Below are 21,965 nucleotides of genomic sequence, written 5' to 3'. Positions count from 1 at the left end.
CTCGATATTCCCGCTCTGGACGCGGGCGGCGGCCGATGGTTAATCGCGTCTTAACCTCGCCCTATCTATGGTGAACTGAACCGCTTCCCGCCGGTGCCTTCGCGCGACCGGCTGTTCCAAGAGTGCTGGCGCCCAGAATGGCTATGACCGCTTCATCCCGTGCGCCGCAGGCCGGTGGAAGCCCGGACACCGACCGCTCGCCCTTCATCCGGCTGAACGAGCTGCTGGCGCCGCATCAGCCGGGTAAGCCCTTGATCACGCTTGCAGTCGGCGAGCCCCAGCATCCCGTGCCCGACTTCGTCGGCCCGGTACTGGCGAAACACATCGCCGATTTCGGCCGCTACCCACTCGGCAAGGGCATCGAGCCGTTCCGCAAAGCCGCCGGCGCCTGGCTGTCGTCGCGGTTCAAGCTGCCGCGGCCGCTCGATCCCGAGAGCGAGATTCTCGTCCTCAATGGCAGCCGCGAAGGGCTTTTCTTCGCGGCGATCACCGCGGCGCGCTATGTCGGGCCGCGTCCCGGCAAGCCTGTGATCCTGATGCCGAACCCGTTTTATCCGGTCTATGGCGCCGGCACCCGCGCCGCGGCATGCGAGCCGGTCTATCTGCCGACCACGGTCGAGAACGGCTTCCTGCCCGATCTCGATGCCATCGACGAGGCGATTCTGGCGCGCACGGTGGCATTCTATCTGGCTTCGCCGGCCAATCCGCAGGGCTCGGTCGCCCAGCCCGATTATTTCAAACGATTGAAGCAACTCGCCGACCGCTACGGCTTCGTGATCCTCAGCGACGAGTGCTATTCCGAGATCTACACCCGCGAGGCTCCTGGCAGCGTTCTGGAATGCGCCGGCCCCGACTTTACCCGCGTGGTCGCGTTCCAGTCGCTGTCGAAGCGCTCCAACCTGCCGGGCATGCGCGTCGGCTTCGCCGCCGGCGACAAGAAGTTCATCGGCATGTTCCTGGAGCTGCGCAACGTTGCGGCGCCCCAGGTGCCGGTGCCGCTCCAGCATGTCGCGACCGTTGCCTATGGCGACGAAGCGCATGTCGAGGAGAACCGCAGGCTCTACCGCATCAAGTTCGATCTCGCCGACCAGATCATCGGCAATCGCTACGGCTATCGCCGGCCCGATGCCGGCTTCTGCGTCTGGCTCAACACGTCCGCCCTCGGCGACGACGTGTCGGTGACGCTGAGACTTTTCAAGGAAGCAGGCGTGCGCGTGGTGCCCGGCAGCTATCTGGCCCGGCTCCAGCCCGACGGCTTCAATCCCGGGGCAGGCTACATTCGCCTCGCACTGGTGCAGGATGGAGAGACCACGGCGCAGGCGCTGCACCGCCTGGTCGAGACTCTGGGTTAGGCGGGGCCCATGAGCATGTCGGCAATCGAACGTGTCATTCCGCTGGTCGGCCATCTGCCGCCATCGATCCGCGAGGGTCTGGCGCGGCGCATGCGCGAGCTCACCGGCCTCGGCCTGATCGCGCTTTCGGGCGTCGCCTCGGCCGCGCTGATGACGTGGTCGGTGCAGGATCCCAGTCTCAGCCACGCCACCTCGCGGCCGATCCGCAACATCCTCGGCTATGCCGGCGCGATCGGTGCGGACCTCGCGATGCAGATCCTCGGGCTCGGCGCGATCATGCTGGTCCTGACGGTTGCGGTCTGGGGCTGGCGCATGATGACCCATCGCCCGTTCGACCGCGAAGCGCTGCGGCTCGGCTCCTGGATTCTCTGCACGGTGATCGCGGCGGGCTTCGTCAGCTGCTGGCCGCATGGCGGCGCATGGCCGCTTCCGACCGGCCTCGGCGGCGTGGTCGGCGACGCGCTGGTACGCGCGCCGGCAGTGATCTTCGGACCGGCCGGCACGATCTATCGCATCGTGCTGGGCACGATCCTGTTCGCCGCGATGACCGCGACCTTCCTGATCGCCTGCGGCCTTGGCGCCCGCGAGCAGGACGACGAGCTCGCGGAGATCGAGGATGACGACAAGCCGCTCGACGAAGACGAGGAGAGCGATCGCGGCTCGGTGTCGCTGGGCTGGCTGTTCCACGCGCTGATGAGCACCAAGGCGCGGCTGATCTGGCTGCTTGGCGCCGCCTACCGCTCGCTGGTCTCGAGTGGACCGAAAGCCAGGGCCGCTGCATTCAGCCGCCAGGAGCCGAATCTGGGCGGCGGCCGCGCCGCGCCCTCGATCTCGCCGCAGTCCGAAGACGAGGACCAAGAGGACGAGCACGAAGAAGAGGAAGACGAGGAGGAGGAAGAGGAGCAGCCGGCCGCGCGCGCCCCGCGCAAGAAGGCTGCACCGAAGGCCGCGACCAGGAAGTCCTCCGACAAGTTCGACCTTCCCTCCGTCTCGATGCTGGCCGCCCCGAAAGCGGGCGATCGCCAGCCGCTCAGCAAGGCCGAGCTGGAGACCAATTCCCGTTCGCTCGAAGGCGTGCTGCAGGATTTCGGCGTGCGCGGCGAGATCGTGAAGGCCAATCCGGGTCCCGTCGTTACGCTCTACGAACTGGAGCCGGCACCCGGCATCAAGTCCTCGCGCGTGATCGGGCTTGCCGACGACATCGCCCGCTCGATGAGCGCGCTGTCGGCGCGCGTCGCGGTCGTGCCCGGCCGCAACGCGATCGGCATCGAGCTGCCGAACGCGCATCGCGAGAAGGTCTATTTGCGCGAATTGCTGGTGGCGAAGGAGGCGACCGACACGGTGGCAAAGCTGCCGCTGTGCCTCGGCAAGACCATCGGCGGCGATCCCGTCATCATCGATCTCGCCCGCACGCCGCACATGCTGATCGCCGGTACCACCGGCTCGGGCAAGTCGGTCGCGATCAACACCATGATCCTCAGCCTGGTCTACCGGCTGCGCCCGGACCAGTGCCGGCTGATCATGGTCGACCCGAAGATGCTCGAGCTCTCCGTCTATGACGGCATTCCCCATCTGCTCACGCCCGTCGTGACCGATCCGAAGAAGGCGGTGGTCGCGCTGAAATGGGCCGTGCGCGAGATGGAAGAGCGCTACAAGAACATGGCCAAGCTCGGCGTGCGCAACATCGACGGCTACAACACGCGCCTGCTCGAATTGAAGGCCAAGGGCGAGGAGCCGACGCGCACGGTGCATACCGGCTTCGACAAGGAAACCGGCAAGGCGATCTACGAGGAAGAGAAGCTCTCGCTCGACCCGCTGCCCTACATCGTCATCATCGTCGACGAAATGGCCGACCTGATGATGGTCGCCGGCAAGGACATCGAAGGCGCGGTGCAGCGTCTCGCGCAGATGGCGCGCGCCGCCGGCCTGCACGTGATCCTGGCCACGCAGCGTCCGTCGGTCGACGTCATCACCGGCACCATCAAGGCGAACTTCCCGACCCGCATCGCCTTCCAGGTCACCTCCAAGATCGACAGCCGCACCATTTTGGGTGAGATGGGTGCCGAGCAGCTGCTCGGCCAGGGCGACATGCTCTACATGGCCGGCGGCGGCCGCATCAGCCGCGTGCACGGACCTTTCGCTTCCGACGAGGAAGTCGAGAAGGTGGTGCGTCACCTCAAGACGCAGGGACAGCCGGAATATCTCGAAGCCGTTACCGCCGAGGAGCCGGCCGAGGACGAGGACGGCGCCGTGTTCGACGCGACCGGCATGGGCGGGGATGGCGGCGGCGATCTATTCCAGCAGGCGGTTGCCATCGTCAAACGCGATCGCAAGGCCTCGACCAGCTATATCCAGCGCCGCCTGCAAATCGGCTATAATCGCGCCGCATCACTGATGGAACGCATGGAACTGGAGGGCATCGTCGGCCCAGCCAACCACGCCGGCAAGCGCGAGATTCTGGTCGAGGAAGAAGACAGCCATATGTGAGGCGAAGGGCCTCTGAACATCATTTCACGCAGAATCGATATCTGCTTTTGCCAGAAATCACGCTAAAAGGGCGCCCAGCCATACAGGACGACGTGTTGATCAGACATCCGGACATTCGATTCGCCGCCACCATCGCCGCGCGAAGTGCGCGCGTGGCCGGCGTGCTTCTCGTCACCGCCGCGATGGTGACTGCGACGTCGTTCGCGCAGACCGTCCCGGTGCCGAAGCCTGCACCGAAGGGGCGCGCCGACGGCGGGCCGGCCGGTGGGCCCGCTGTGACCGGCGCGACGCAGACGCCGCCGAATCCGGTCATCCCGGATCCGCGGCGCAACGTGCCGACCAGCATCTTCCAGACCTTCGATGCCAACCAGAAAGCGCAGGCGGCCAAGGTCAGCGCCTATCTGTCGTCGCTTCAGACATTGGTTGGTAATTTCGTCCAGGTCGGCCCCGACGGCAGCAAGACGCAGGGCGATTTCTACATCCAGAAGCCCGGCAAGGTGCGCTTCGAGTATGACGCGCCGAGCCCGATCGACATCGTCGCCGACGGATCCTCGCTGGTGGTGCGCGACCGCAAGCTCGCGACCCAGGACATCTATCCGCTGTCGCAGACGCCACTGCGTTTTCTGCTGTCCGACCGCATCGACCTGATGAAGGACACGAACGTCGTCAACGTCTCGGCCGACGACGTCTTCGTCAGCGTCACCATCGAGGAGAAGCAGGCGCTGGTCGGCACCAGCCGGCTGCTCCTGATGTTCGGTGCCAAGGACGGCCAGCTCAAGCAATGGACCGTCACCGACCCGCAGGGCTACGACACCACGATCGCGGTCTACAATCTGGATTCGAGCAAGAAGCTCGACCCCAACATGTTCAAGATCGATTTCACCAATTACGGCCCGTCGCCGGGTTGAGATTGCATGGCCGCTCCAATCACCTCATGCCCGGGCTTGTCCCGGGCATCCACGTTTTTGGGTCCGACAAAAAGACGTGGATGGCCGGGTCAAGCCCGGCCATGACGGATGGAGTTTGTTAGATCGTCGCCATGCGTCTTTCCCTGACAACCTGGAACATCAATTCGGTGCGGCTGCGCATCGACCTGGTCGCAAAATTCTTGAAGAGCGTGCGGCCGGAGGTGCTGTGCCTGCAGGAGACCAAGTGCATCGACGACGCCTTTCCGCTGAAGCGCTTCAAGCGGCTCGGCTATGAGCACGTCGCGCTGAACGGGCAGAAGGGCTATCACGGTGTCGCCATCGTCTCGAAGATTCCCTTCGAGTCCAAGGACATCCGCACCTTCTGCGACAAGGTGGATTCGCGCCACATCTCGGTATCGTTCGGCGAGAGGGCGGGCATCGCAAGGCCTTTGGTGCTGCATAATTTCTACGTGCCCGCCGGCGGCGACATCCCCGATCCCGCGCTGAACGAGAAGTTCGACCACAAGCTTCGCTTCCTCGACGAGATGACGGCGTGCGAGCCGCTGCATCCGCGCGGTGATGACCGCCACATCCTGGTCGGCGACCTCAACGTCGCCCCGCACGAGAACGACGTGTGGTCGCACAAGCAGCTTCTGAAAGTCGTCTCGCACACACCCGTCGAAACCGAGAAGCTGAAGGCGGCGCTCGCCGCCGGCGATTGGATCGACGTCGCGCGCGAGCGCATCCCGATGTCGGAGAAGGTCTATACGTGGTGGAGCTATCGTTCCGCCGACTGGACCGTCGGCGACCGCGGCCGCAGGCTCGATCACATCTGGGTCTCGCGCGCGCTGAAGGACGCGGTCAGCGATTTCAGGATCCTGCGCGATGCGCGGAGCTGGGAGCGTCCATCGGACCACGTGCCCGTCACGGTGACGCTGGAGGTCTAAAGCCCCCGTCGTTCTCCGGGACGCGCGGAGCGGTTAAGACGTCAGCTTCGCGCCGGCCATCAATATATCGCTGGCGATCTGGCTGGAGCGCACCGCGAATTCGTCGCGGAGGCGCACGGCGGCGGCGGGGTCGCTCTCCAGCACGCGCTGGAACAGGCTGCGTGCGACGCGGATGACGGAGGAATGCTCCAGCGCGATCGCACGCGATGGCCGCTTCATCGGCACCACCAGTGCGAGCTCGCCGATCAGCGCGCCGGGGCCGGCGATCATTTCGGCGCCGGCGCCGTCTTCGACCCTGAAGGCGCCGCGCTGTACCACGAAGCCGGCATCGGCGGCGTCACCGAGATCGAACAGGACGTCACCGCGGACGAAGTCACGCTGCTCGGAACCGATCGCCAGCATGCGCAACGAGGCATCTCCCAACAGGCGCAGTGTCGGGACACGCTCGAGAAGCGCTACGTCGTCGTCGATTGACATTCTGGTCCGTGGCTCGAGAAACGCGCCAATTTACGACGAATCGCGCGTTTCCGGAACGTATCACGGCACCAGCTTGTAGCCACCGGCTTCGGTAACCAGGATCTCGGGGTTGGCGGCGTCCTTCTCGATCTTCTGGCGAAGCCGATAGATGTGGGTTTCCAGCGTGTGGGTGGTGACGCCGGAATTGTAGCCCCAGACCTCCTGGAGCAGGGTCTCGCGCGACACCGGCATCTGGCCGGCCCGGTAGAGGAAGCGGAGAATCGCCGTTTCCTTCTCGGTGAGGCGGACCTTGCGCGCATTGGCCGCGGTCAGCATCTTCGAGCCGGGACGGAAGGAGTAGGGGCCGACCGAGAACACCGCATCCTCGCTGGCCTCGTGCTGGCGGAGCTGGGCGCGGATGCGGGCCAGCAGCACGGCGAAGCGGAAGGGCTTTGCGACATAGTCGTTGGCGCCGGATTCCAGCCCCAGGATCGTGTCGGAATCGGTGTCGTGCCCGGTCAGCATGATGATCGGGGCCTTGAATCCTCCCTTGCGCAAGGAACGGACGACTTCGCGGCCGTCAGTATCGGGCAGGCCGACATCCATCAGGACGAGATCGGGAGAATTCGCCTTTGCGGCGCTCGCGCCCTTGGCGCCGGTGTCGACCGCGGAGGCTTCGAATTCTTCGTGCAGCGATAATTGCTCCACCAACGTATCGCGCAGATCGGTATCGTCATCCACGATCAGGATCTTGCGGGCATTGGCCATAGGGGGTCATCCTTTTAGGGTCCGGCTCGGCGCGCATCCATGCCGCACCCAGCCGCGAGGGAAGTTTAGGGTCGCCGTTTTATTGTTGTTCGTGTTGAAGTAGTGGGCTGTTACCGATTCACAAGCCAGAAGCACTCTAACTCAGAATAGCAGGGCGATTTGATGAATGTCCTGTAATGAATTCGACATTGCACGTTCACATGAAAAATAGAGCAGCTTCAGTCGGTTACGCCAGGAATCGACGCGCCGGGCCGCTGTCTGCGATCCGCGTTAAGGCTGCAGCCGGAAATCCGCGCCGGGGCTGGCTGACGGCCGGGACGCTGACCATCCCGGTTGCGCTGGGGCGGGGCGGCATTCTGGCCAACAAGCGCGAGGGCGATGGCGGCACCCCCAGGGGCAGCTTCCGGCCCAGGCGGCTGTGGTGGCGGGGCGACCGGCACAGCCGGCCCCAGACGTTCTTGCCGGCCCGGATGATCACCGGCGCAGACGCCTGGTGCGAGGATCCACGGGACCGCCATTACAATCAGGGCATCCGGCTCGGCGAGGGGCAGGGCGGTGACCGGCTCAAGCGGGCCGACCACCTCTATGACTTCATCATCGAGATCGACCACAACACCAGACCGCGCATCGCCGGCCGCGGCAGTGCGGTGTTCCTGCACCTGGCCCGCGACAATTTCGGCCCGACCGCGGGCTGCGTCTCCATGACGAAGTCTGCGATGCTGCAATTGCTGCGGCGCCTGGGCCCGCGAACACGAATCATCATCGGGTGAGGGTGCATGCTCGACAAGGATCAGATCGCCGCCGCTTCGCAGATCCTGGTTCAACACTGGCGCGACGGCACCAAGCTGGACGCACTGGAGGTCCGGTTGCGGCCACAGAGTCGCGCCGAGGGCTACGCCATCCAGGCCGCGCTCGAACGACAATCGCGCGGGAAATTGTTCGGCTGGAAGATCGCGGCAACCAGCGAGGCCGGACAGAAGCACATCAATGTGGCAGGCCCCATGGCCGGACGCATCATGAGCGACACCGTGATCGCTGACGGCGGGACTGCGCCGATGAAAGGCAACGAGATGCGCGTCGGCGAGCCGGAATTCGCCTTTCGGATCGGGCGCGATCTGCCGCCGCGCGCGGCGCCGTACACCGTCGACGAGGTGCTCGCCGCCGTCGAGACGTTGCATCCCGCGATCGAGATTCCCGATTCGCGCTTTGCCGATTTCGCCCGCGCCGGCGAGGCCCAGCTCATCGCCGACAATGCCTGCGCGCATCTGTTCGTGCTGGGCGCGGCGACGTCGGCGGACTGGCGCGCGATCGATCTCATCGCGGAACGCCCGCAGATCATGCTGCGCGGCGAGCGCTATGTCGGCCACGGCAGGAACGTGCTCGGCGATCCCCGCGTTGCGCTCGCCTGGCTTGCCAACGAGCTGCGCGGGCTCGGCATCACGTTGCGGGCAGGGGAGGTGGTAACGACGGGCACGTGCCATCCGCCGCTGCCGATTGCGGCCGGCGATCATCTTGCGGTGGACTTTGGGGTGCTGGGCAAAGTGTCGGTGGGGTTTGCGTAGACAGCTCCGCCGTCATTGCGAGGAGCCCTTGCGACGAAGCAATCCAGACTACCTCCGCGGAAAGATCCTGGATTGCTTCGCTACGCTCGCAATGACGAACTCAAGAACTCGGTTGGGGCACGGCCCTCGCTTACGACAATCACCTGTGCCCGAAGATCGCAGATCCCACGCGCACATGGGTGGCGCCCAGCATGATCGCGGTCGCGAAATCGGCGCTCATCCCCATCGAGAGGTTCTTCAATCCGTTGCGCGCGGCGATCTTGGCGGTGAGGGCAAAATGCGCGGCCGGCGGTTCGTCGACCGGCGGGATGCACATCAGTCCGGAGATCGTGAGCCCATAGGTATCGCGGCAGCTCGCGAGGAAGGCGTCGGCCTCGCCGGGCGCGACGCCGGCCTTCTGCGGTTCCTCGCCGGTATTGATCTGGACGAAGAGCTGCGGGTGCTTGTTCTGGGATTCGATTTCCTTAGCTAATGCCTGGCAAATGCTCGGGCGATCGACCGAATGGATCGCGTCGAACAGCGCGACCGCCTCTTTCGCCTTGTTGGATTGCAGGGGCCCAATCAGATGCAGCGCGATATCGGGGTAAACAGACGTTAACGCCGGCCACTTGCTTTTGGCCTCCTGCACCCGATTCTCGCCGAATACCCGCTGTCCGGCGGCGATGACCGGGATAATCGCATCGGCGGCGAAAGTCTTGGACACCGCAATCAGCGTCACGGAGGCGCGGTCGCGCCGCGCGTCCGTGCAGGCGCGGGCGATTTCGGCTTCGACCGCGGCGAGCGCGTTTGGTGAATGGCCGGTTACCGGCGCGGCGATGGCTTCTGTCATGACGTCTCTTGGCCGGGATCGTAGCCCGAGTTAAGTCCAATTTTACCGAGTTCAAGAAACAGTTTTTGAACCCTTCGCTTTACCTTGGCCCATGGGGTGGGTAACGAAGATGGCAAGCGTCAGTCTCAACCGCAAACGCGCGAAACTCAAGCAGGTTCTGGGAATCCGGGCGCGGCTTGCGTTGCTTGCGGTCATTCTCGTGGCGCCGTTAATGCTCGAGCGCATCCGCTCGCTCGAAGACACGCGTGTGCGGCAGATCGCGCAGGCTGCGGCCGAGTTCACCACGGTGGCAAGGCACAGTGCCGATGCGCAGCGCGAGGTGATCTCGTCGGTCGAGACCATCCTGAAATCGGAAGCCTTCATCCGCGCCTCCGCCGGCGGCATCAGCAAGAGCTGCGACGTGCTGCGCGCAAGCCTGCCGTCGAGCCTTCCCTGGATCCGCACGCTTTTGATCGCCGGCCAGGACGGACGCATCCAATGCGCCACCAACAACATGTATGTCGGCCTCGATCTCAGTGACCGGCCCTACTTCCAGCAGGCACAGCAAACCGGCCGCTTCGTTCTCAGCGATTTCATCCTGTCGCGGCCTGTGCTCTCGCCGACCGTGATGGCGGTTTATCCGGTCTCGGCCTTCAGCGGGGTGCCCGATGCCGTCGTGCTCGCCACCGTCAATCTCGACTGGATGTCGAAGGTCATGAGCAATCTGGGCGGCCGCGCCGGCATCACCGCGGTGCTGGTCGACAGCGCGGGCACCGTGCTGGCGGCCCCAGCCGATCAGCACAGCGCGGTCGGCCGTCCCCTCGACAACATGCCGCTGATGTCCGCGATCGCGGACAAGGCGCTGCGGTCCGACCAGGACGAGGGTTCACTGTCGTTCCTCGCCGCCGACGGCTCCCGCCGCGCGGTCAGCTATATCCGCATCGCCGGCACCAATGCCCGCCTGATCGCCAGCATCGATGAAGACAAGGTGTCAGCCGCGGTCAACCGCGACATCCGGACCGCCTATCTACAGCTCGCTTTCGTCGTCGTGTTCGTCCTGCTCGGCGCGCTGATTGCCGCCGAGAAACTCGTCATCAAGCCGATCGAGATGCTCGCCGACATGGCCAAGCGTCTCGGCGAGGGCGACCTGTCGGCCCGCGCGGCACGCAATCGGCTGCCGGCCGAATTCGTTCCGCTGGCCCGCGCCCTCAACGCGATGGCTGCGCAGCTGAGCCAGCGCGAGCGCGAGCTGATTGCGAGCAACGACCGGCTGACGGTGATGGCCTCGATCGACATGCTGTCGGGGCTCGCCAACCGCCGCGGTTTCCAGAGCCGGCTCGATTTCGAATGGATGCGCGCGCAGCAATATGGCAGCGACCTCGCGCTTCTGATGATCGACGTCGACCATTTCAAGCTGTTCAACGACACTTACGGCCATCTCGAAGGCGATTCCTGTCTGACCCGGCTCGGCGAGTCGCTGTCCGGCATCGCCGCCGACACGATGGGCTTTGCGGCACGCTATGGTGGTGAGGAATTCTGCCTCTTGCTGCCGAATACCGACGTGATGCGCGCCGCCGAAATCGGCGAACAGGTGCGGGCGGCCGTGCTGAGACTCTGCCTGCCGCACATCACGTCCGCGCATATGATCGTCACGGTCTCGATCGGCGTCGCCGCGACGAAGCCGAACGAGTCCTTGCGTCCCGGCGACCTGATCGAAGCCGCCGACGCCGCGCTCTATGCCGCCAAGCATCGGGGCCGCAACAATGTCGTCGAGCACGGCGTGCAGGCGATCGAGACCGGCGCGGCTGATATGATGATGGTGGCCAGCGCCTAGCCCGCGGCCCCGGCCCGCTCGAGCTCGACCTCCGTCACGACGCGATTGCGGCCGCCGCTCTTGGCGAGATAGAGCGCGCGGTCGCAACGCTCGATGAGATCGGTGATCGCCTCGCCGGTCCGGTACTGCGCCACGCCGATCGACACGCTGATATTCGGCAGGATCTCGCCGGTCGAGCGGCGCGTGATCGTGCATTCGGCAATCGCGCGCCTGATGCGCTCGGCGATCTCGGCACATGTGCCGAGATCGGCGTCCGGCAGCACCGCGATCAGCTCCTCGCCGCCATAGCGGGCCGGCAGATCCTGCTCGCGGACCTTCTCGCGCAGCACCTTCGCCATCAGGCGCAGCACCTGGTCGCCGACGCCATGGCCGAAATTGTCGTTGAAGGCCTTGAAGTAGTCGATATCGAGCATCAGCACGCCGAGCGGCTCGCCCCATTCCGCGGTCGTCTGCGCCTTGCGCAGGAATTCGTCGAGGGCCCGCCGGTTCGCCAGCCCCGTCAACATGTCGGTCCGGGCGCGCTGCTCGGACCGCGACAGCGAATCGCGGATCACGTCGAGCTCGCGGGTCTTTTCCGCAAAACCTGCCTCCAGCCGCGTCGCCCTTGTGGCGGCCCGCGCCAGCTCGTTCATGAGCTGGGCGACCAGCAGCTTTGGATCGACGCCGGCCCTGCCCTGGTCGGCCACCTGGCTGATGACCTGCATCTGCGAATGATTGTCGGCGATCGCGGTCGCCAGAAATTCCTTCGCGGCCCCCATGAGCGTCTGCAGCCGCTCGGAGGTGTCGACCGCGGCGGCACTCGCCTGGGGCGCGACGTAGGTCTCGAACAGATCCTGATTGGTTCGCGCATCGAAGGGACGATTGTGGTCGATCAGCAGATCGATCGCGTTGCGCAGATCGTCATGACTGCCCGCGAAATACTGGAACCAGACCGCGAAATTGGCCGGGGTCGGCGCAATGCGCTGTTCGGCCATGCTCCGCATCGCCCGTCCGGCGATGGACGCGGCATAGTCGTAATCGGGATCGTCGAAGCTGGAATCCATCGCGGTCATGCGGCCTTTTCGGGCGGCAAATTGGCATCGACCCCTTAATCACACCCCAACGCGGGCCCTCGTAGTTATGCGGAGGCGCGGTCGAAGTTCCGGAACGCGGCAACCCATTGACCCCCTGAGGTCTTCTATGGCCTAGTCCGCCGTCTTGAGACGGCCGAACCCACGAAAACCCAACGATTCCATGACCTCCGAACGCTATAACGCCCGCGACGCCGAACCGCGCTGGCAACGCCTCTGGGACGAGCAGGCGATCTTCGTCTCCAGGAACGACGATCCGCGGCCGAAATACTATGTGCTCGAGATGTTCCCCTACCCTTCCGGGCGCATCCATATCGGCCATGTCCGGAATTACACCCTGGGTGACGTGCTGGCCCGCTTCATGCGCGCCAAGGGCTTCAACGTGCTGCATCCAATGGGCTGGGATGCCTTCGGCCTGCCGGCCGAGAACGCCGCGATCGAGCGCAAGGTCGCCCCGAAGGCCTGGACCTACGACAACATCGCCGCGATGAAGAAACAGCTCCGCTCGATCGGGCTGTCGCTGGACTGGAGCCGCGAGATCGCAACCTGCGATCCCAGCTATTACAAGCACCAGCAGAAGATGTTTCTGGACTTCCTGCGCGAGGGTCTCGCCGAGCGCGAGAAGCGCAAGGTGAACTGGGACCCCGTCGACATGACCGTGCTCGCCAACGAGCAGGTGATCGACGGCCGCGGCTGGCGTTCGGGCGCGGTCGTCGAGCAGCGGGAAATGAATCAGTGGGTCTTCAAGATCACGAAGTACTCGCAGGAGCTCTTGAGCGCGCTGGACGGGCTGGACCGCTGGCCCGACAAGGTGCGGCTGATGCAGCGCAACTGGATCGGCCGCTCGGAAGGCCTGCTGGTCCGCTTCGCACTGGATCCGGCGACGACGCCGGCCGGCGAGAGCGAGCTGAAGATCTTCACGACGCGCCCGGACACGCTGTTCGGCGCGAAATTCATGGCGATCTCGGCGGATCATCCGCTGGCGCAGGCCGCCGCTGCGAAGAACCCTAAGCTTGCGGAGTTCATCGCAGAGATCAAGAAGATGGGTACCGCGCAGGAGATCATCGACACCGCGGAAAAGCAGGGTTTCGACACCGGCATCCGCGCGGTGCACCCGTTCGACCCCAGCTGGAAGCTGCCGGTCTATGTCGCGAACTTCGTACTGATGGAATACGGCACCGGCGCCATCTTCGGCTGCCCGGCGCACGACCAGCGCGACCTCGACTTCGTCAACAAGTACAGTCTCGGCAACACGCCTGTGGTGTGTCCGGAGGGCCAGGACCCGAAGTCGTTCGTCATCACCGACACCGCCTATGACGGTGACGGCCGCATGATCAATTCGCGCTTCCTCGACGGCATGAGCATCGAGCAGGCCAAGGAAGAGGTGGCGAAGCGTCTCGAGACGGAGCTGCGCGGCAACGCGCCGATCGGCGAGCGGCAAGTGAATTTCCGCCTGCGCGACTGGGGCATTTCGCGCCAGCGCTATTGGGGCTGCCCGATTCCAGTCATCCATTGCCCCAAGTGCGATGTGGTGCCGGTGCCGGATGCGGACCTGCCGGTGAAGCTGCCGGACGACGCCACCTTCGACAGACCGGGCAACGCGCTCGATCATCATCCGACCTGGAAGCACGTCACCTGCCCCAAATGCGGCGGCAAGGCCCAGCGCGAAACCGACACCATGGACACCTTCGTGGATTCGTCCTGGTACTTTGCGCGCTTCACCGATCCCTGGAACGAGAACGCGCCGACGACGCCTGCGATCGCCAACCGGATGCTGCCGGTCGACCAGTATATCGGCGGCGTCGAGCATGCGATCCTGCATCTGCTCTACAGCCGCTTCTTCACCCGCGCGATGAAGGCGACCGGGCACATTGCGCTGGACGAGCCGTTCGCCGGCATGTTCACGCAAGGCATGGTGGTGCACGAGACCTACCAGAAGGCGGACGGCACCTACGTGCAGCCGGCCGAGGTGAAGATCGAGGTCGGCGGCAACGGGCGCCGCGCAACGTTGCTCGCCACCGGCGAGGACATCCAGATCGGCCCGATCGAGAAGATGTCGAAGTCGAAGAAGAACACGGTCGACCCCGACGACATCATCGAGACCTACGGCGCCGACGTGGCCCGCTGGTTCATGCTCTCGGACTCCCCGCCCGACCGCGACGTGATCTGGAGCGACGAGCGCGTCCAGGGTGCCTCGCGCTTCGTGCAGCGGCTGTGGCGGCTGGTGAACGATTCCGTCGAACTCGGCAACGGTGCGCCGGCGGCCCGACCGGCCAGTTTCGGCCCGGACGCGACCACCTTGCGCAAGGCCGCCCACGGCGCGCTGGACAAGGTCACAACCGGCATCGAGCGGCTGCACTTCAACGTCTGCCTCGCCCATATCCGCGAATTCACCAACACGTTCTCGGAGGTGCTGCAGCGCCCGGGCCAGCCCGCAGCCGACCTGGCGCCGGATCTGGCCTGGGCGATCCGGGAGGCCAGCCAGATCCTGGTGCAGCTGTTCTCTCCGATGATGCCGCATCTGGCCGAGGAGTGCTGGCGGGTTCTGGGCCAAAAGGGGCTGGTTTCGGAAGCCGATTGGCCCCAAATCGAACGCGATTTGCTGGTCGAAGACAGCGTGACCCTGGTGGTCCAGGTCAACGGCAAGAAGCGGGGTGAGGTCACAGTTGCAACAGCGGCCCAGAATCCGGAAATCGAGGCTGCCGTTTTGGCCCTCGATGCGGTAAAGCTGGCCCTGGACGGCAAGCCCGTCCGCAAGGTGATCATCGTTCCCAAGAGGATCGTGAATGTTGTCGGCTAGGATCCGTATCGCAGCCCGCTTGCTGGCAGTCGCTGCATTGGCGGCGCTGACGGCAGGCTGCTTCCAGCCGATGTATGCCGAGCGCACCGACGGCACCCCCGGTCTGCGCGAAAGGCTGATGGGCGTCGAGCTACCCCCGATCAGCAAGCCCAATGCTTCGCGCGAGGCCCGCGTCGGCGTCGAAATCCGCAACGCGCTGGCGTTCAAGCTTTACGGCACGGCGACGGGCATGCCGCCGACGCATCGACTGGATATCCGCTTCACCACCAGCCGCTCCTCGCTGATCGTCAGCGCCGCGACCGGACTGCCGACCAGCGAAAATCTCGGCATCGACGCCCAGTACAATCTGATCGACGTCGCGACCGGCAAGTCTGTCATGACTGGCTCGACATTCTCACGCGTGTCCTATGACATGCCGGGGTCCTATCAGCGCTTCTCGCGCACCCGCGCCGTGCGCGATGCCGAGGATCGTGCCGCCAACGAGATCGCCGAGAACATCTCCACCCGGCTCGCCTCGTTCTTCACCGCAGGCACTTAAGTCGTTCCCGTCATTCCGGGGCACGCGCAGCGTGAACCCGGAATCTCGATCCCAAACCTCTGGATTCCGGGTTCGCGCTGCGCGCGCGCCGGAATGACGATCTGGACCATGGTCGCACTGCGCGGAAAAGAGATCGACGCCTTCCTCGCTCGGCCCGATGCCGGCCGTCCGATCATCCTGCTCTACGGTCCCGATGCGGGCCTCGTGCGCGAGCGCGCCGATGCGCTGATCGCGTCCAGCGTCGACGATCCCAACGATCCGTTCTCGCTGGTCAAGCTCGACGGCGACGAACTCTCCGCCGAGCCCTCTCGCCTCGTCGACGAGGCCATGACGGTGCCGCTGTTCGGCGGCCGCCGCGCCATCCGCGTTCGCGCCGGCTCGCGCAGCTTCGCCAGCGGCATCGAGACGCTGGCCGAGATGAACGTGAAGGATTGCCGCATCGTGATCGAGGCCGGCGAGCTTCGCCCGGAATCGCCGCTGCGTAAGACTTGCGAGCGCGCCAAGACGGCCGTGGCGATCGGCTGCTATCCAGACACTGAGCGCGATCTGGCCAGGCTGATGGAGGACGAGCTCCGTATCGCGAATTTGCGCATCGCGCAGGACGCCCGCGCGGCGCTGATGTCCTTTCTCGGCGGTGACCGCCAGGCCTCGCGCAACGAGCTGCGCAAGCTGACCCTCTACGCCCACGGCAAGGGCGAGGTCACGCTGGATGATGTCATGGCCGTGGTCGCCGATGCGTCGGAGCTGAAGCTCGATCCGATCGTCGACGGCGCCTTTGCCGGGCGGCCCGACATCGTCGAGACCGAATTCGCCAAGGCCATGATCGCCGGCACCTCTCCAGGCGTGATCATATCCGCCGCGCAGCGGCAGGCTGCGTGGCTGCACAAATCCGCGCTCGCGATCGCCGACGGCACGCCGGCCTCCGCCGTGCTCGATGGCGGCTTTCCGCGCCTGCATTTTTCGCGAAAGCCCGCGGTCGAAACCGCGCTGCGCAATTTCAGCCCGGCGCGGCTTGCCGCGATCATCGAGCAGCTCGCAACCGCGGCGCTCGACACCCGCAAGCAGTCCACCCTCGCCGCAGCCATAGCCCAGCGCGCGCTGATGGCGATTGCGGCGAACGCGAAGCGGCGGGGCTGAGCTCTCTCCGCGTCACTGCGAACGCAACAAAGCAAGGGGCCAAATCCGTCATCCTGAGGCGCGAGTGGCACGATGCTACGCATCGTGCCAGGAGCCTCGAAGGATGAAAGGCCGCGCTGCTACAGCCGGGCCGTCGCCCTTCGAGGGCCGCTGAAGAAGCGGCCACCTCAGGATGACGGGTGGAGATCAGTGCCCGCGGCACGGGACAGCGGAGTTACAGCGCGCCCTTGGCGAGCCGCTTCATCACCTCGTCGAGCTGATCGAGGTTGCGGTAGTTGATCTGCACGGAGCCGCCGGGATCGCGATGATTGACGGTGACCTTGAGACCTAGCGCGTCGCTGACACGCTTTTCGAGATCGATCGTATCAGGGTCCTTTTCCTTGCCCCCAGTGCTGCGCGCCTTCTGCGGCTTGCGCTCGGGCACGCCTTCCTCGTGCGCCAGAGCCTCGGCCTGGCGAACGTTGAGCCCCTCCTCGACGATGCGCTTGGCGGCGGCGAGCGGATCCGGCACGCCGATCAGCGCGCGGGCGTGGCCCGCCGTCAATTCACCGGTCGCGATGAAGGCCTGCACCTCGGCCGGCAGCTTCGTCAGCCGCATCATGTTGGCGACGTGGCTGCGGCTCTTGCCGACGACCTTCGCGATGTCCTCCTGGCTGCGTTTGAACTCGTTGGCGAGCGCGTGATAGCCCTGGGCCTCTTCCATCGGGTTGAGGTCTTCGCGCTGCACGTTCTCGATGATCGCGAACTCCAGCGCGTCGCTGTCGCTGATGTCGACCGGAACGATCGGCACGTCATGCAGGCCGGCGAGCTGCGAGGCGCGCCAGCGCCGCTCGCCCGCGATGATCTCGTAGCGATCCTGCGCGCCCTTCAGCGGACGCACCACGATCGGCTGAATCACGCCGTGCTGCCTGATGGAGTCGGAGAGCTCCTTGAGCTCGGTCTCCGAAAAGGTGCGGCGCGGGTTGCGCGGGTTGGGCTTGATGAATTCGATCGGCACCTTGCGCTGTGCGCGCGGACGATCGACATGCTGAGCCTCGCCGCCAACGTCACCGATCAGACTCGCAAGACCTCGGCCCAGTCGCGAACGCGCTTCGTCGGCCATCGCCAGCTCCCTTGGATTCACGGTGCAGCACTCCAGAACTGAATTGTCGTAGGGTGGGCAAAGCGAGGCGTGCCCACCGATTGTTTGCGGAAGACGATGGGCACGGCGAAGGCGCCTTTGCCCACCCTACGGCAGCCTCAATGCGCCGTGCGCAGTTCGCGCTCGCGCTGGATCACTTCGGTGGCGAGCCGCAGGTAGGCTTCGCTGCCGACGCATTTGAGATCGTAGACCAGCACCGGCTTGCCGTAGGACGGCGCTTCGGAGATGCGCACGTTGCGCGGGATCATGGTCTTGTAGACCTTCTCGCCCATGAACTGGCGGACGTCGGCGACGACCTGGTTCGAGAGGTTGTTGCGCGAGTCGAACATGGTCAACACAATGCCGTGGATCGACAGGTTCGGATTGAGCGTCGAGCGCACCTGCTCCACCGTCTGCAGCAATTGCGACAGACCCTCGAGCGCGAAGAACTCGCATTGCAGCGGCACCAGGATCGCGTCGGAGGCCGCCATCGCGTTCACCGTGAGCAGGTTGAGCGAGGGCGGGCAGTCGATCAGCACATAGGTGTAGTCGGCGTCCGGCGAGACGTTGTTGTTGAGTGCGCCGATGGCGTCGCGCAGCTTGAAGGCGCGGCCGGGCGTGGTGCCGAGCTCGAGCTCGAGGCCGGAGAGGTCCATGGTCGAGGGCGCGATGTGCAGCCGCGGCACCGCGGTCGAGACCACCGCCTCGCGCAACGCGGCTTCGCCGACCAGCACGTCGTAGGTCGAGCAGGAGCGGTTGCGGCGATCGATGCCGAGGCCGGTCGAGGCGTTGCCCTGCGGATCGAGATCGACGATCAGGACGCGCTCGCCGATCGCCGCGAGCGCCGTGCCGAGGTTGATCGCTGTGGTTGTTTTTCCCACGCCGCCCTTCTGATTCGCCAGCGCCAGGATGCGCGGGTGGCCATGCGGGACCTCATTGGTCTCCTGGGCCGTCTGTTCTTGCTGCGGTTCGTCAATCACGCTCATCGCAATTCCCCACTCCCCCTGAACGCCTCACCCGCGCCGTTCGACGGACGTCAGCTCCACGATCCAGCCGTCACCCGTGCGGCTCTGATGGAGCTGAGGTTGAATATTCCAATATTTAGCGGCTTCGGTCAATTCAGCCTCTACATCTTGACCCTTCGGAAACAGCGCCTTTGCGCCTTGGCGCATCAGCGGCTCCGCAAAGCCGATGAGTTGATGTAGCGGAGCCAGTGCGCGTGCGGTGACGCAATCGACGGGGCCGGTGATTCTATCCACATTATCCCCGATCTCAGCGAGATGTACGACTCCCGGAGATGTGGTGACGCGAATCGCTTCGCGCAGGAAAGCCGCCTTCTTGGCGATTCGCTCGACGAGGTGGACGCTCGCGCCCGGCGTCCCCGCCGTGGCGCAGGCCAGGACAACGCCGGGGAAACCGCCGCCGCTGCCGAGGTCGGCCCAGCGTTTTGCGGTCGGCGCGAGATCGACCAGCTGAAGCGAATCGGCGATGTGCCGCGTCCAGAGATGCGGCAAGGTCGAAGGCGCGACCAGATTGGTCTTGGCCTGCCACTCGCGCAGCAGGGCGATGTAGCGATCGAGCCGGGCTTCAGTTTCACGTGAAACGGGCGCGAGCTTGAGTGCCGCGACCTTGTCGGCTGCGATGATTGCGTCCAGCGACTGATCGTTGGCGTTGGCCTTGTCGATCTTCGGTCGGGCCGGTGTCGAGTCGGATTGGCGCACGGCGGCACCTGCTCCGGGTCGTCGCAATAGCGGCCTGTCCCCGCCCGGTCCGCGCTGTTTCACGTGAAACGCCTATGCAATGGCCTTGGGGGTTTTCCGAGCTTCACGGCGCAGATAAGCCGCGAGGATGCCGAGGGCAGCCGGCGTCATCCCATCGATCCGGCCAGCCTGGCCGACGGTAAAGGGGCGGGCCTTCTCCAGCTTGGCCCGGACCTCGTTGGAGAGACCCGGGACCTGCTGGTAATCGACGTCTGACAGGACCATGCCCTCATCGCGCCTGAACGCTTCGACGTCGGCGCTCTGGCGCTCCAGATAGACATCGTATTTCGCGTCGATCTCGAGATGGGTGGCAATGACGGGATCGATCGCCGCCAACTCCGGCCAGATTGCGCGAACCTGGCTCCAGCCGATCTCCGGATACGCCATCAGCTCAAAGGCCGACCGGCGCTGGCCATCCCGGTTCAGGGACAGGCCGTGCTTGCTCGCCTCGTTCGGGGTCATGGTCAGGGACTTCGACAGCGTCCGGGCTGCGTTCAGAGCATCCATCTTGGCGCGGTGATGCCGGGTTCGGGCACTGCCGACACATCCCAAGGCGATGCCCTTCTCGGTCAGGCGCTGGTCCGCATTGTCGGCCCGCAGCGTCAAACGATACTCGGCCCTGGAGGTGAACATCCGATAGGGCTCGCTGATCCCGCGGGTAACGAGGTCATCGATCATGACGCCGAGATAGCCGTCGGCCCGATCGAACACCGTCAGCGCGGCCCCACTGGCGGACAATGCCGCATTCAGCCCGGCCACGATGCCCTGCCCGGCGGCCTCTTCATATCCGGTGGTGCCGTTGATCTGCCCGGCCAGGAACAGTCCGCGCAGGCGCTTGGTCTGCAGGGTCGGATCGAGCTCGCGGGGATCGATGTGGTCGTATTCGATGGCATAGCCCGGCCGCACCATCTTCACCCGTTCCAGGCCCGGAATGCTGGCGAGGATCGCAAGCTGGACCTCCTCCGGCAGCGAGGTCGAGATGCCGTTGGGATAGACGGTCGTATCGTCCAGCCCTTCCGGCTCCAGGAAGATCTGATGGCCGTCACGGTCGCCGAAGCGGACGATCTTGTCCTCGATCGAGGGGCAGTAGCGCGGGCCGGAGCTCTTGATCTGACCGGAGTACATCGGAGAGCGATGGACATTGGCGCGGATCACCTCGTGCGTCGCGGCCGTGGTCCGGGTGATCCCGCACTGGATCTGCGGGGTCGTGATCCGCGCGGTCAGGACCGAGAACGGCTCCGGCGGCTCGTCCCCAGGCTGCATCTCGACGGCGGACCAGTCGATCGTCGTGCCGTCCAGACGGGGCGGCGTGCCGGTCTTGAGGCGTCCGAGGGTGAAACCGGCGCGCTCGAAGGAGCTTGAAAGGCCCATCGCAGGAGCTTCGCCGACCCGGCCGGCGGGCCAGCTCTTCTCACCGAGATGGATCAGACCGCGGAGGAATGTGCCGGTGGTGACCACAACCGCCCCTGCCCGCAGCTCCCGGCCATCACCCAGGCGAAGACCTGTGACCCGCCCTTCGGCCACGATCAGCTCGTCGGCCTCGCCTTCGATGACCGAAAGGCCCTCGGTCTCCCGGATCGCGGCCTGCATGGCGGCCGCATAGAGCTTCCGATCCGCCTGGGCGCGAGGACCGCGGACTGCGGGGCCTTTGCGGCGGTTGAGAACACGAAACTGGATGCCGCCGGCGTCGCCGACGCGACCCATCAGACCATCGAGAGCATCGACTTCGCGGACCAGATGACCCTTCCCGAGACCACCGATGGCCGGATTGCAGGACATCGCGCCGACAGTCGAGAAATGGTGCGTCACCAGGGCGGTCGCCGCACCCATCCGCGCAGCAGCGGCCGCGGCTTCACAGCCGGCGTGGCCGCCGCCAATCACGATGACGTCGAAGCTTGCTCGCTCTGTTCGCATGGTGGGACTTCTATCCCAGAGCGCAAAAAGCCGGAAGTGGAAACTCGGGGCCGGCGTGTTTCACGTGAAACAGGTGCCGCCGGCCGATCCCGGCTTTCGCGAAAACAACCCCATACACAGTAGAAGGAGCGTTGAAGATGCTGTTGTTTCACCACGCCAAAACGAACCACAGGGCCGTGGTAGATTGTGCGGATGCGATCCTGGCGATCCATCGAGAAAGCAGATCAGCACCGCGCCGTCATGCGAGCGCGGCGAAGCTATTCGGAGTATGCCAAAATAGAGACAGTTGGATCGCTTTGTCGAAAGGCTCCTCGCAATGATGCGATCGCGGCCAGCGGCCCTAGCGTCCACTCGTGCTAAGCGGGCCCCAAGTCGCGCAATGTGCGAGCGAATTGGAGCGTAAGATCGCCCCGGTGTTTCACGTGAAACAGGCCGAAGACGTTCCCTGCGCTGTTTCACGTGAAACACAAGGAATGGAACAAATCCTAGTTCTACAATGAAGAA

The 21,965-nt window shown here is 65.1% G+C and carries 18 protein-coding genes; 10 read left to right on the top strand and 8 right to left on the bottom strand.

The genetic code is table 11. From position 1 onward, the window contains the following. The first annotated feature begins 137 nt into the window (after positions 1–137). From FJV43_RS16990 to FJV43_RS16975, 4 genes are all read left to right on the top strand, one after another. Positions 138–1,352, top strand: a complete 1,215-nt coding sequence (locus FJV43_RS16990; protein WP_239628678.1) for an aminotransferase class I/II-fold pyridoxal phosphate-dependent enzyme — start codon at positions 138–140, stop codon at positions 1,350–1,352. A 9-nt stretch (positions 1,353–1,361) separates the two neighbouring features. Further along, complete coding sequence (locus FJV43_RS16985; RefSeq protein WP_239628676.1) at positions 1,362–3,839, top strand: DNA translocase FtsK; 2,478 nt, start codon at positions 1,362–1,364, stop codon at positions 3,837–3,839. 152 nt (positions 3,840–3,991) lie between these two features. Beyond that, positions 3,992–4,747: an outer membrane lipoprotein carrier protein LolA gene (locus tag FJV43_RS16980; RefSeq protein WP_239629450.1), complete on the top strand. Its 756-nt coding sequence runs from the start codon at positions 3,992–3,994 to the stop codon at positions 4,745–4,747. Positions 4,748–4,878: 131 nt separating this feature from the next. Further along, positions 4,879–5,694, top strand: coding sequence for an exodeoxyribonuclease III (locus tag FJV43_RS16975; RefSeq protein ID WP_239628674.1), 816 nt, complete (start codon positions 4,879–4,881; stop codon positions 5,692–5,694). A 33-nt stretch (positions 5,695–5,727) separates the two neighbouring features. Here the strand turns inward: FJV43_RS16975 and FJV43_RS16970 are convergent, their stop codons facing one another. Together FJV43_RS16970 and FJV43_RS16965 are read right to left on the bottom strand one after the other, a co-directional pair. Further along, on the bottom strand, positions 5,728–6,171 hold the full coding sequence (locus tag FJV43_RS16970) for a cyclic nucleotide-binding domain-containing protein (RefSeq protein ID WP_028181423.1): 444 nt from the start codon (positions 6,169–6,171) through the stop codon (positions 5,728–5,730). Positions 6,172–6,231: 60 nt separating this feature from the next. Then, positions 6,232–6,918 carry a response regulator gene (locus FJV43_RS16965; RefSeq protein ID WP_008142830.1) on the bottom strand — a complete coding sequence of 229 codons (687 nt, stop codon included), beginning with the start codon at positions 6,916–6,918 and terminating at the stop codon, positions 6,232–6,234. A gap of 200 nt (positions 6,919–7,118) precedes the next feature. On the opposite strand from FJV43_RS16965, the gene FJV43_RS16960 reads away from it, so the two are divergent. Together FJV43_RS16960 and FJV43_RS16955 are read left to right on the top strand one after the other, a co-directional pair. Beyond that, a complete protein-coding gene (locus FJV43_RS16960; RefSeq protein ID WP_239628672.1) occupies positions 7,119–7,688 on the top strand; it encodes a L,D-transpeptidase family protein in 570 nt (189 codons plus the stop codon). 6 nt (positions 7,689–7,694) lie between these two features. Next, on the top strand, positions 7,695–8,480 hold the full coding sequence (locus tag FJV43_RS16955; RefSeq protein ID WP_239628670.1) for a fumarylacetoacetate hydrolase family protein: 786 nt from the start codon (positions 7,695–7,697) through the stop codon (positions 8,478–8,480). Positions 8,481–8,619: 139 nt separating this feature from the next. Here FJV43_RS16955 and FJV43_RS16950 read toward each other — a convergent pair whose 3' ends face one another. Beyond that, on the bottom strand, positions 8,620–9,309 hold the full coding sequence (locus FJV43_RS16950) for a YggS family pyridoxal phosphate-dependent enzyme (protein ID WP_239628668.1): 690 nt from the start codon (positions 9,307–9,309) through the stop codon (positions 8,620–8,622). Between the two features lie 109 nt (positions 9,310–9,418). Between FJV43_RS16950 and FJV43_RS16945 the strand changes: the two genes are divergently transcribed. Then, positions 9,419–11,122 (top strand): diguanylate cyclase, encoded by a 1,704-nt coding sequence (locus FJV43_RS16945; protein WP_239628666.1) that lies wholly within the window; start codon positions 9,419–9,421, stop codon positions 11,120–11,122. Here FJV43_RS16945 and FJV43_RS16940 read toward each other — a convergent pair. Further along, positions 11,119–12,165: a GGDEF domain-containing protein gene (locus tag FJV43_RS16940; protein ID WP_239629449.1), complete on the bottom strand. Its 1,047-nt coding sequence runs from the start codon at positions 12,163–12,165 to the stop codon at positions 11,119–11,121. The two genes, FJV43_RS16945 and FJV43_RS16940, sit on opposite strands and share 4 nt — an antisense overlap. A 190-nt stretch (positions 12,166–12,355) precedes the next feature. On the opposite strand from FJV43_RS16940, the gene leuS reads away from it, so the two are divergent. From leuS to holA, 3 genes are all read left to right on the top strand, one after another. Then, on the top strand, positions 12,356–14,992 hold the full coding sequence (leuS, locus tag FJV43_RS16935) for a leucine--tRNA ligase (protein WP_239628660.1): 2,637 nt from the start codon (positions 12,356–12,358) through the stop codon (positions 14,990–14,992). Continuing rightward, complete coding sequence (gene lptE / locus FJV43_RS16930) at positions 14,979–15,530, top strand: LPS assembly lipoprotein LptE (RefSeq protein ID WP_239628658.1); 552 nt, start codon at positions 14,979–14,981, stop codon at positions 15,528–15,530. Before leuS ends, lptE begins: the two co-directional genes overlap by 14 nt. 108 nt (positions 15,531–15,638) lie before the next feature. Then, a complete protein-coding gene (gene holA, locus FJV43_RS16925; protein WP_239629448.1) occupies positions 15,639–16,667 on the top strand; it encodes a DNA polymerase III subunit delta in 1,029 nt (342 codons plus the stop codon). A 214-nt stretch (positions 16,668–16,881) separates the two neighbouring features. On the opposite strand, the gene FJV43_RS16920 is transcribed toward holA, so the two are convergent. From FJV43_RS16920 to mnmG, 4 genes are all read right to left on the bottom strand, one after another. After that, on the bottom strand, positions 16,882–17,769 hold the full coding sequence (locus tag FJV43_RS16920) for a ParB/RepB/Spo0J family partition protein (protein ID WP_239628656.1): 888 nt from the start codon (positions 17,767–17,769) through the stop codon (positions 16,882–16,884). A 137-nt stretch (positions 17,770–17,906) separates the two neighbouring features. Then, positions 17,907–18,773, bottom strand: a complete 867-nt coding sequence (locus FJV43_RS16915) for a ParA family protein (RefSeq protein WP_239628653.1) — start codon at positions 18,771–18,773, stop codon at positions 17,907–17,909. Positions 18,774–18,800: 27 nt separating this feature from the next. Then, positions 18,801–19,442 carry a 16S rRNA (guanine(527)-N(7))-methyltransferase RsmG gene (gene rsmG, locus FJV43_RS16910; RefSeq protein ID WP_239629447.1) on the bottom strand — a complete coding sequence of 214 codons (642 nt, stop codon included), beginning with the start codon at positions 19,440–19,442 and terminating at the stop codon, positions 18,801–18,803. Between the two features lie 138 nt (positions 19,443–19,580). Continuing rightward, positions 19,581–21,461, bottom strand: a complete 1,881-nt coding sequence (gene mnmG, locus FJV43_RS16905) for a tRNA uridine-5-carboxymethylaminomethyl(34) synthesis enzyme MnmG (RefSeq protein WP_239628652.1) — start codon at positions 21,459–21,461, stop codon at positions 19,581–19,583. Positions 21,462–21,965: the final 504 nt, after the last annotated feature.

Source organism: Bradyrhizobium sp. I71, assembly GCF_022354745.1.
Classification (GTDB): Bacteria; Pseudomonadota; Alphaproteobacteria; order Rhizobiales; family Xanthobacteraceae; genus Bradyrhizobium; species Bradyrhizobium liaoningense.
The sequence above is the reverse complement of the archived record's forward strand: the minus strand, read 5'-3'. Positions and strand labels throughout refer to the sequence as shown.

What these genes read in the sequence shown, in the direction of transcription:
- FJV43_RS16940 (WP_239629449.1), bottom strand. Translation starts at nt 12,165, where the DNA reads ATGGATTCCAGCTTCGACGATCCCGATTACGACTATGCCGCGTCCATC.
- leuS (WP_239628660.1), top strand. Translation starts at nt 12,356, where the DNA reads ATGACCTCCGAACGCTATAACGCCCGCGACGCCGAACCGCGCTGGCAA.
- lptE (WP_239628658.1), top strand. Translation starts at nt 14,979, where the DNA reads ATGTTGTCGGCTAGGATCCGTATCGCAGCCCGCTTGCTGGCAGTCGCT.
- FJV43_RS16985 (WP_239628676.1), top strand. Translation starts at nt 1,362, where the DNA reads ATGAGCATGTCGGCAATCGAACGTGTCATTCCGCTGGTCGGCCATCTG.
- holA (WP_239629448.1), top strand. Translation starts at nt 15,639, where the DNA reads ATGGTCGCACTGCGCGGAAAAGAGATCGACGCCTTCCTCGCTCGGCCC.
- FJV43_RS16960 (WP_239628672.1), top strand. Translation starts at nt 7,119, where the DNA reads ATGAAAAATAGAGCAGCTTCAGTCGGTTACGCCAGGAATCGACGCGCC.
- FJV43_RS16990 (WP_239628678.1), top strand. Translation starts at nt 138, where the DNA reads ATGGCTATGACCGCTTCATCCCGTGCGCCGCAGGCCGGTGGAAGCCCG.
- FJV43_RS16950 (WP_239628668.1), bottom strand. Translation starts at nt 9,309, where the DNA reads ATGACAGAAGCCATCGCCGCGCCGGTAACCGGCCATTCACCAAACGCG.
- FJV43_RS16970 (WP_028181423.1), bottom strand. Translation starts at nt 6,171, where the DNA reads ATGTCAATCGACGACGACGTAGCGCTTCTCGAGCGTGTCCCGACACTG.
- mnmG (WP_239628652.1), bottom strand. Translation starts at nt 21,461, where the DNA reads ATGCGAACAGAGCGAGCAAGCTTCGACGTCATCGTGATTGGCGGCGGC.
- FJV43_RS16975 (WP_239628674.1), top strand. Translation starts at nt 4,879, where the DNA reads ATGCGTCTTTCCCTGACAACCTGGAACATCAATTCGGTGCGGCTGCGC.
- FJV43_RS16965 (WP_008142830.1), bottom strand. Translation starts at nt 6,918, where the DNA reads ATGGCCAATGCCCGCAAGATCCTGATCGTGGATGACGATACCGATCTG.
- FJV43_RS16915 (WP_239628653.1), bottom strand. Translation starts at nt 18,773, where the DNA reads ATGAGCGTGATTGACGAACCGCAGCAAGAACAGACGGCCCAGGAGACC.
- FJV43_RS16920 (WP_239628656.1), bottom strand. Translation starts at nt 17,769, where the DNA reads ATGGCCGACGAAGCGCGTTCGCGACTGGGCCGAGGTCTTGCGAGTCTG.
- FJV43_RS16945 (WP_239628666.1), top strand. Translation starts at nt 9,419, where the DNA reads ATGGCAAGCGTCAGTCTCAACCGCAAACGCGCGAAACTCAAGCAGGTT.
- FJV43_RS16955 (WP_239628670.1), top strand. Translation starts at nt 7,695, where the DNA reads ATGCTCGACAAGGATCAGATCGCCGCCGCTTCGCAGATCCTGGTTCAA.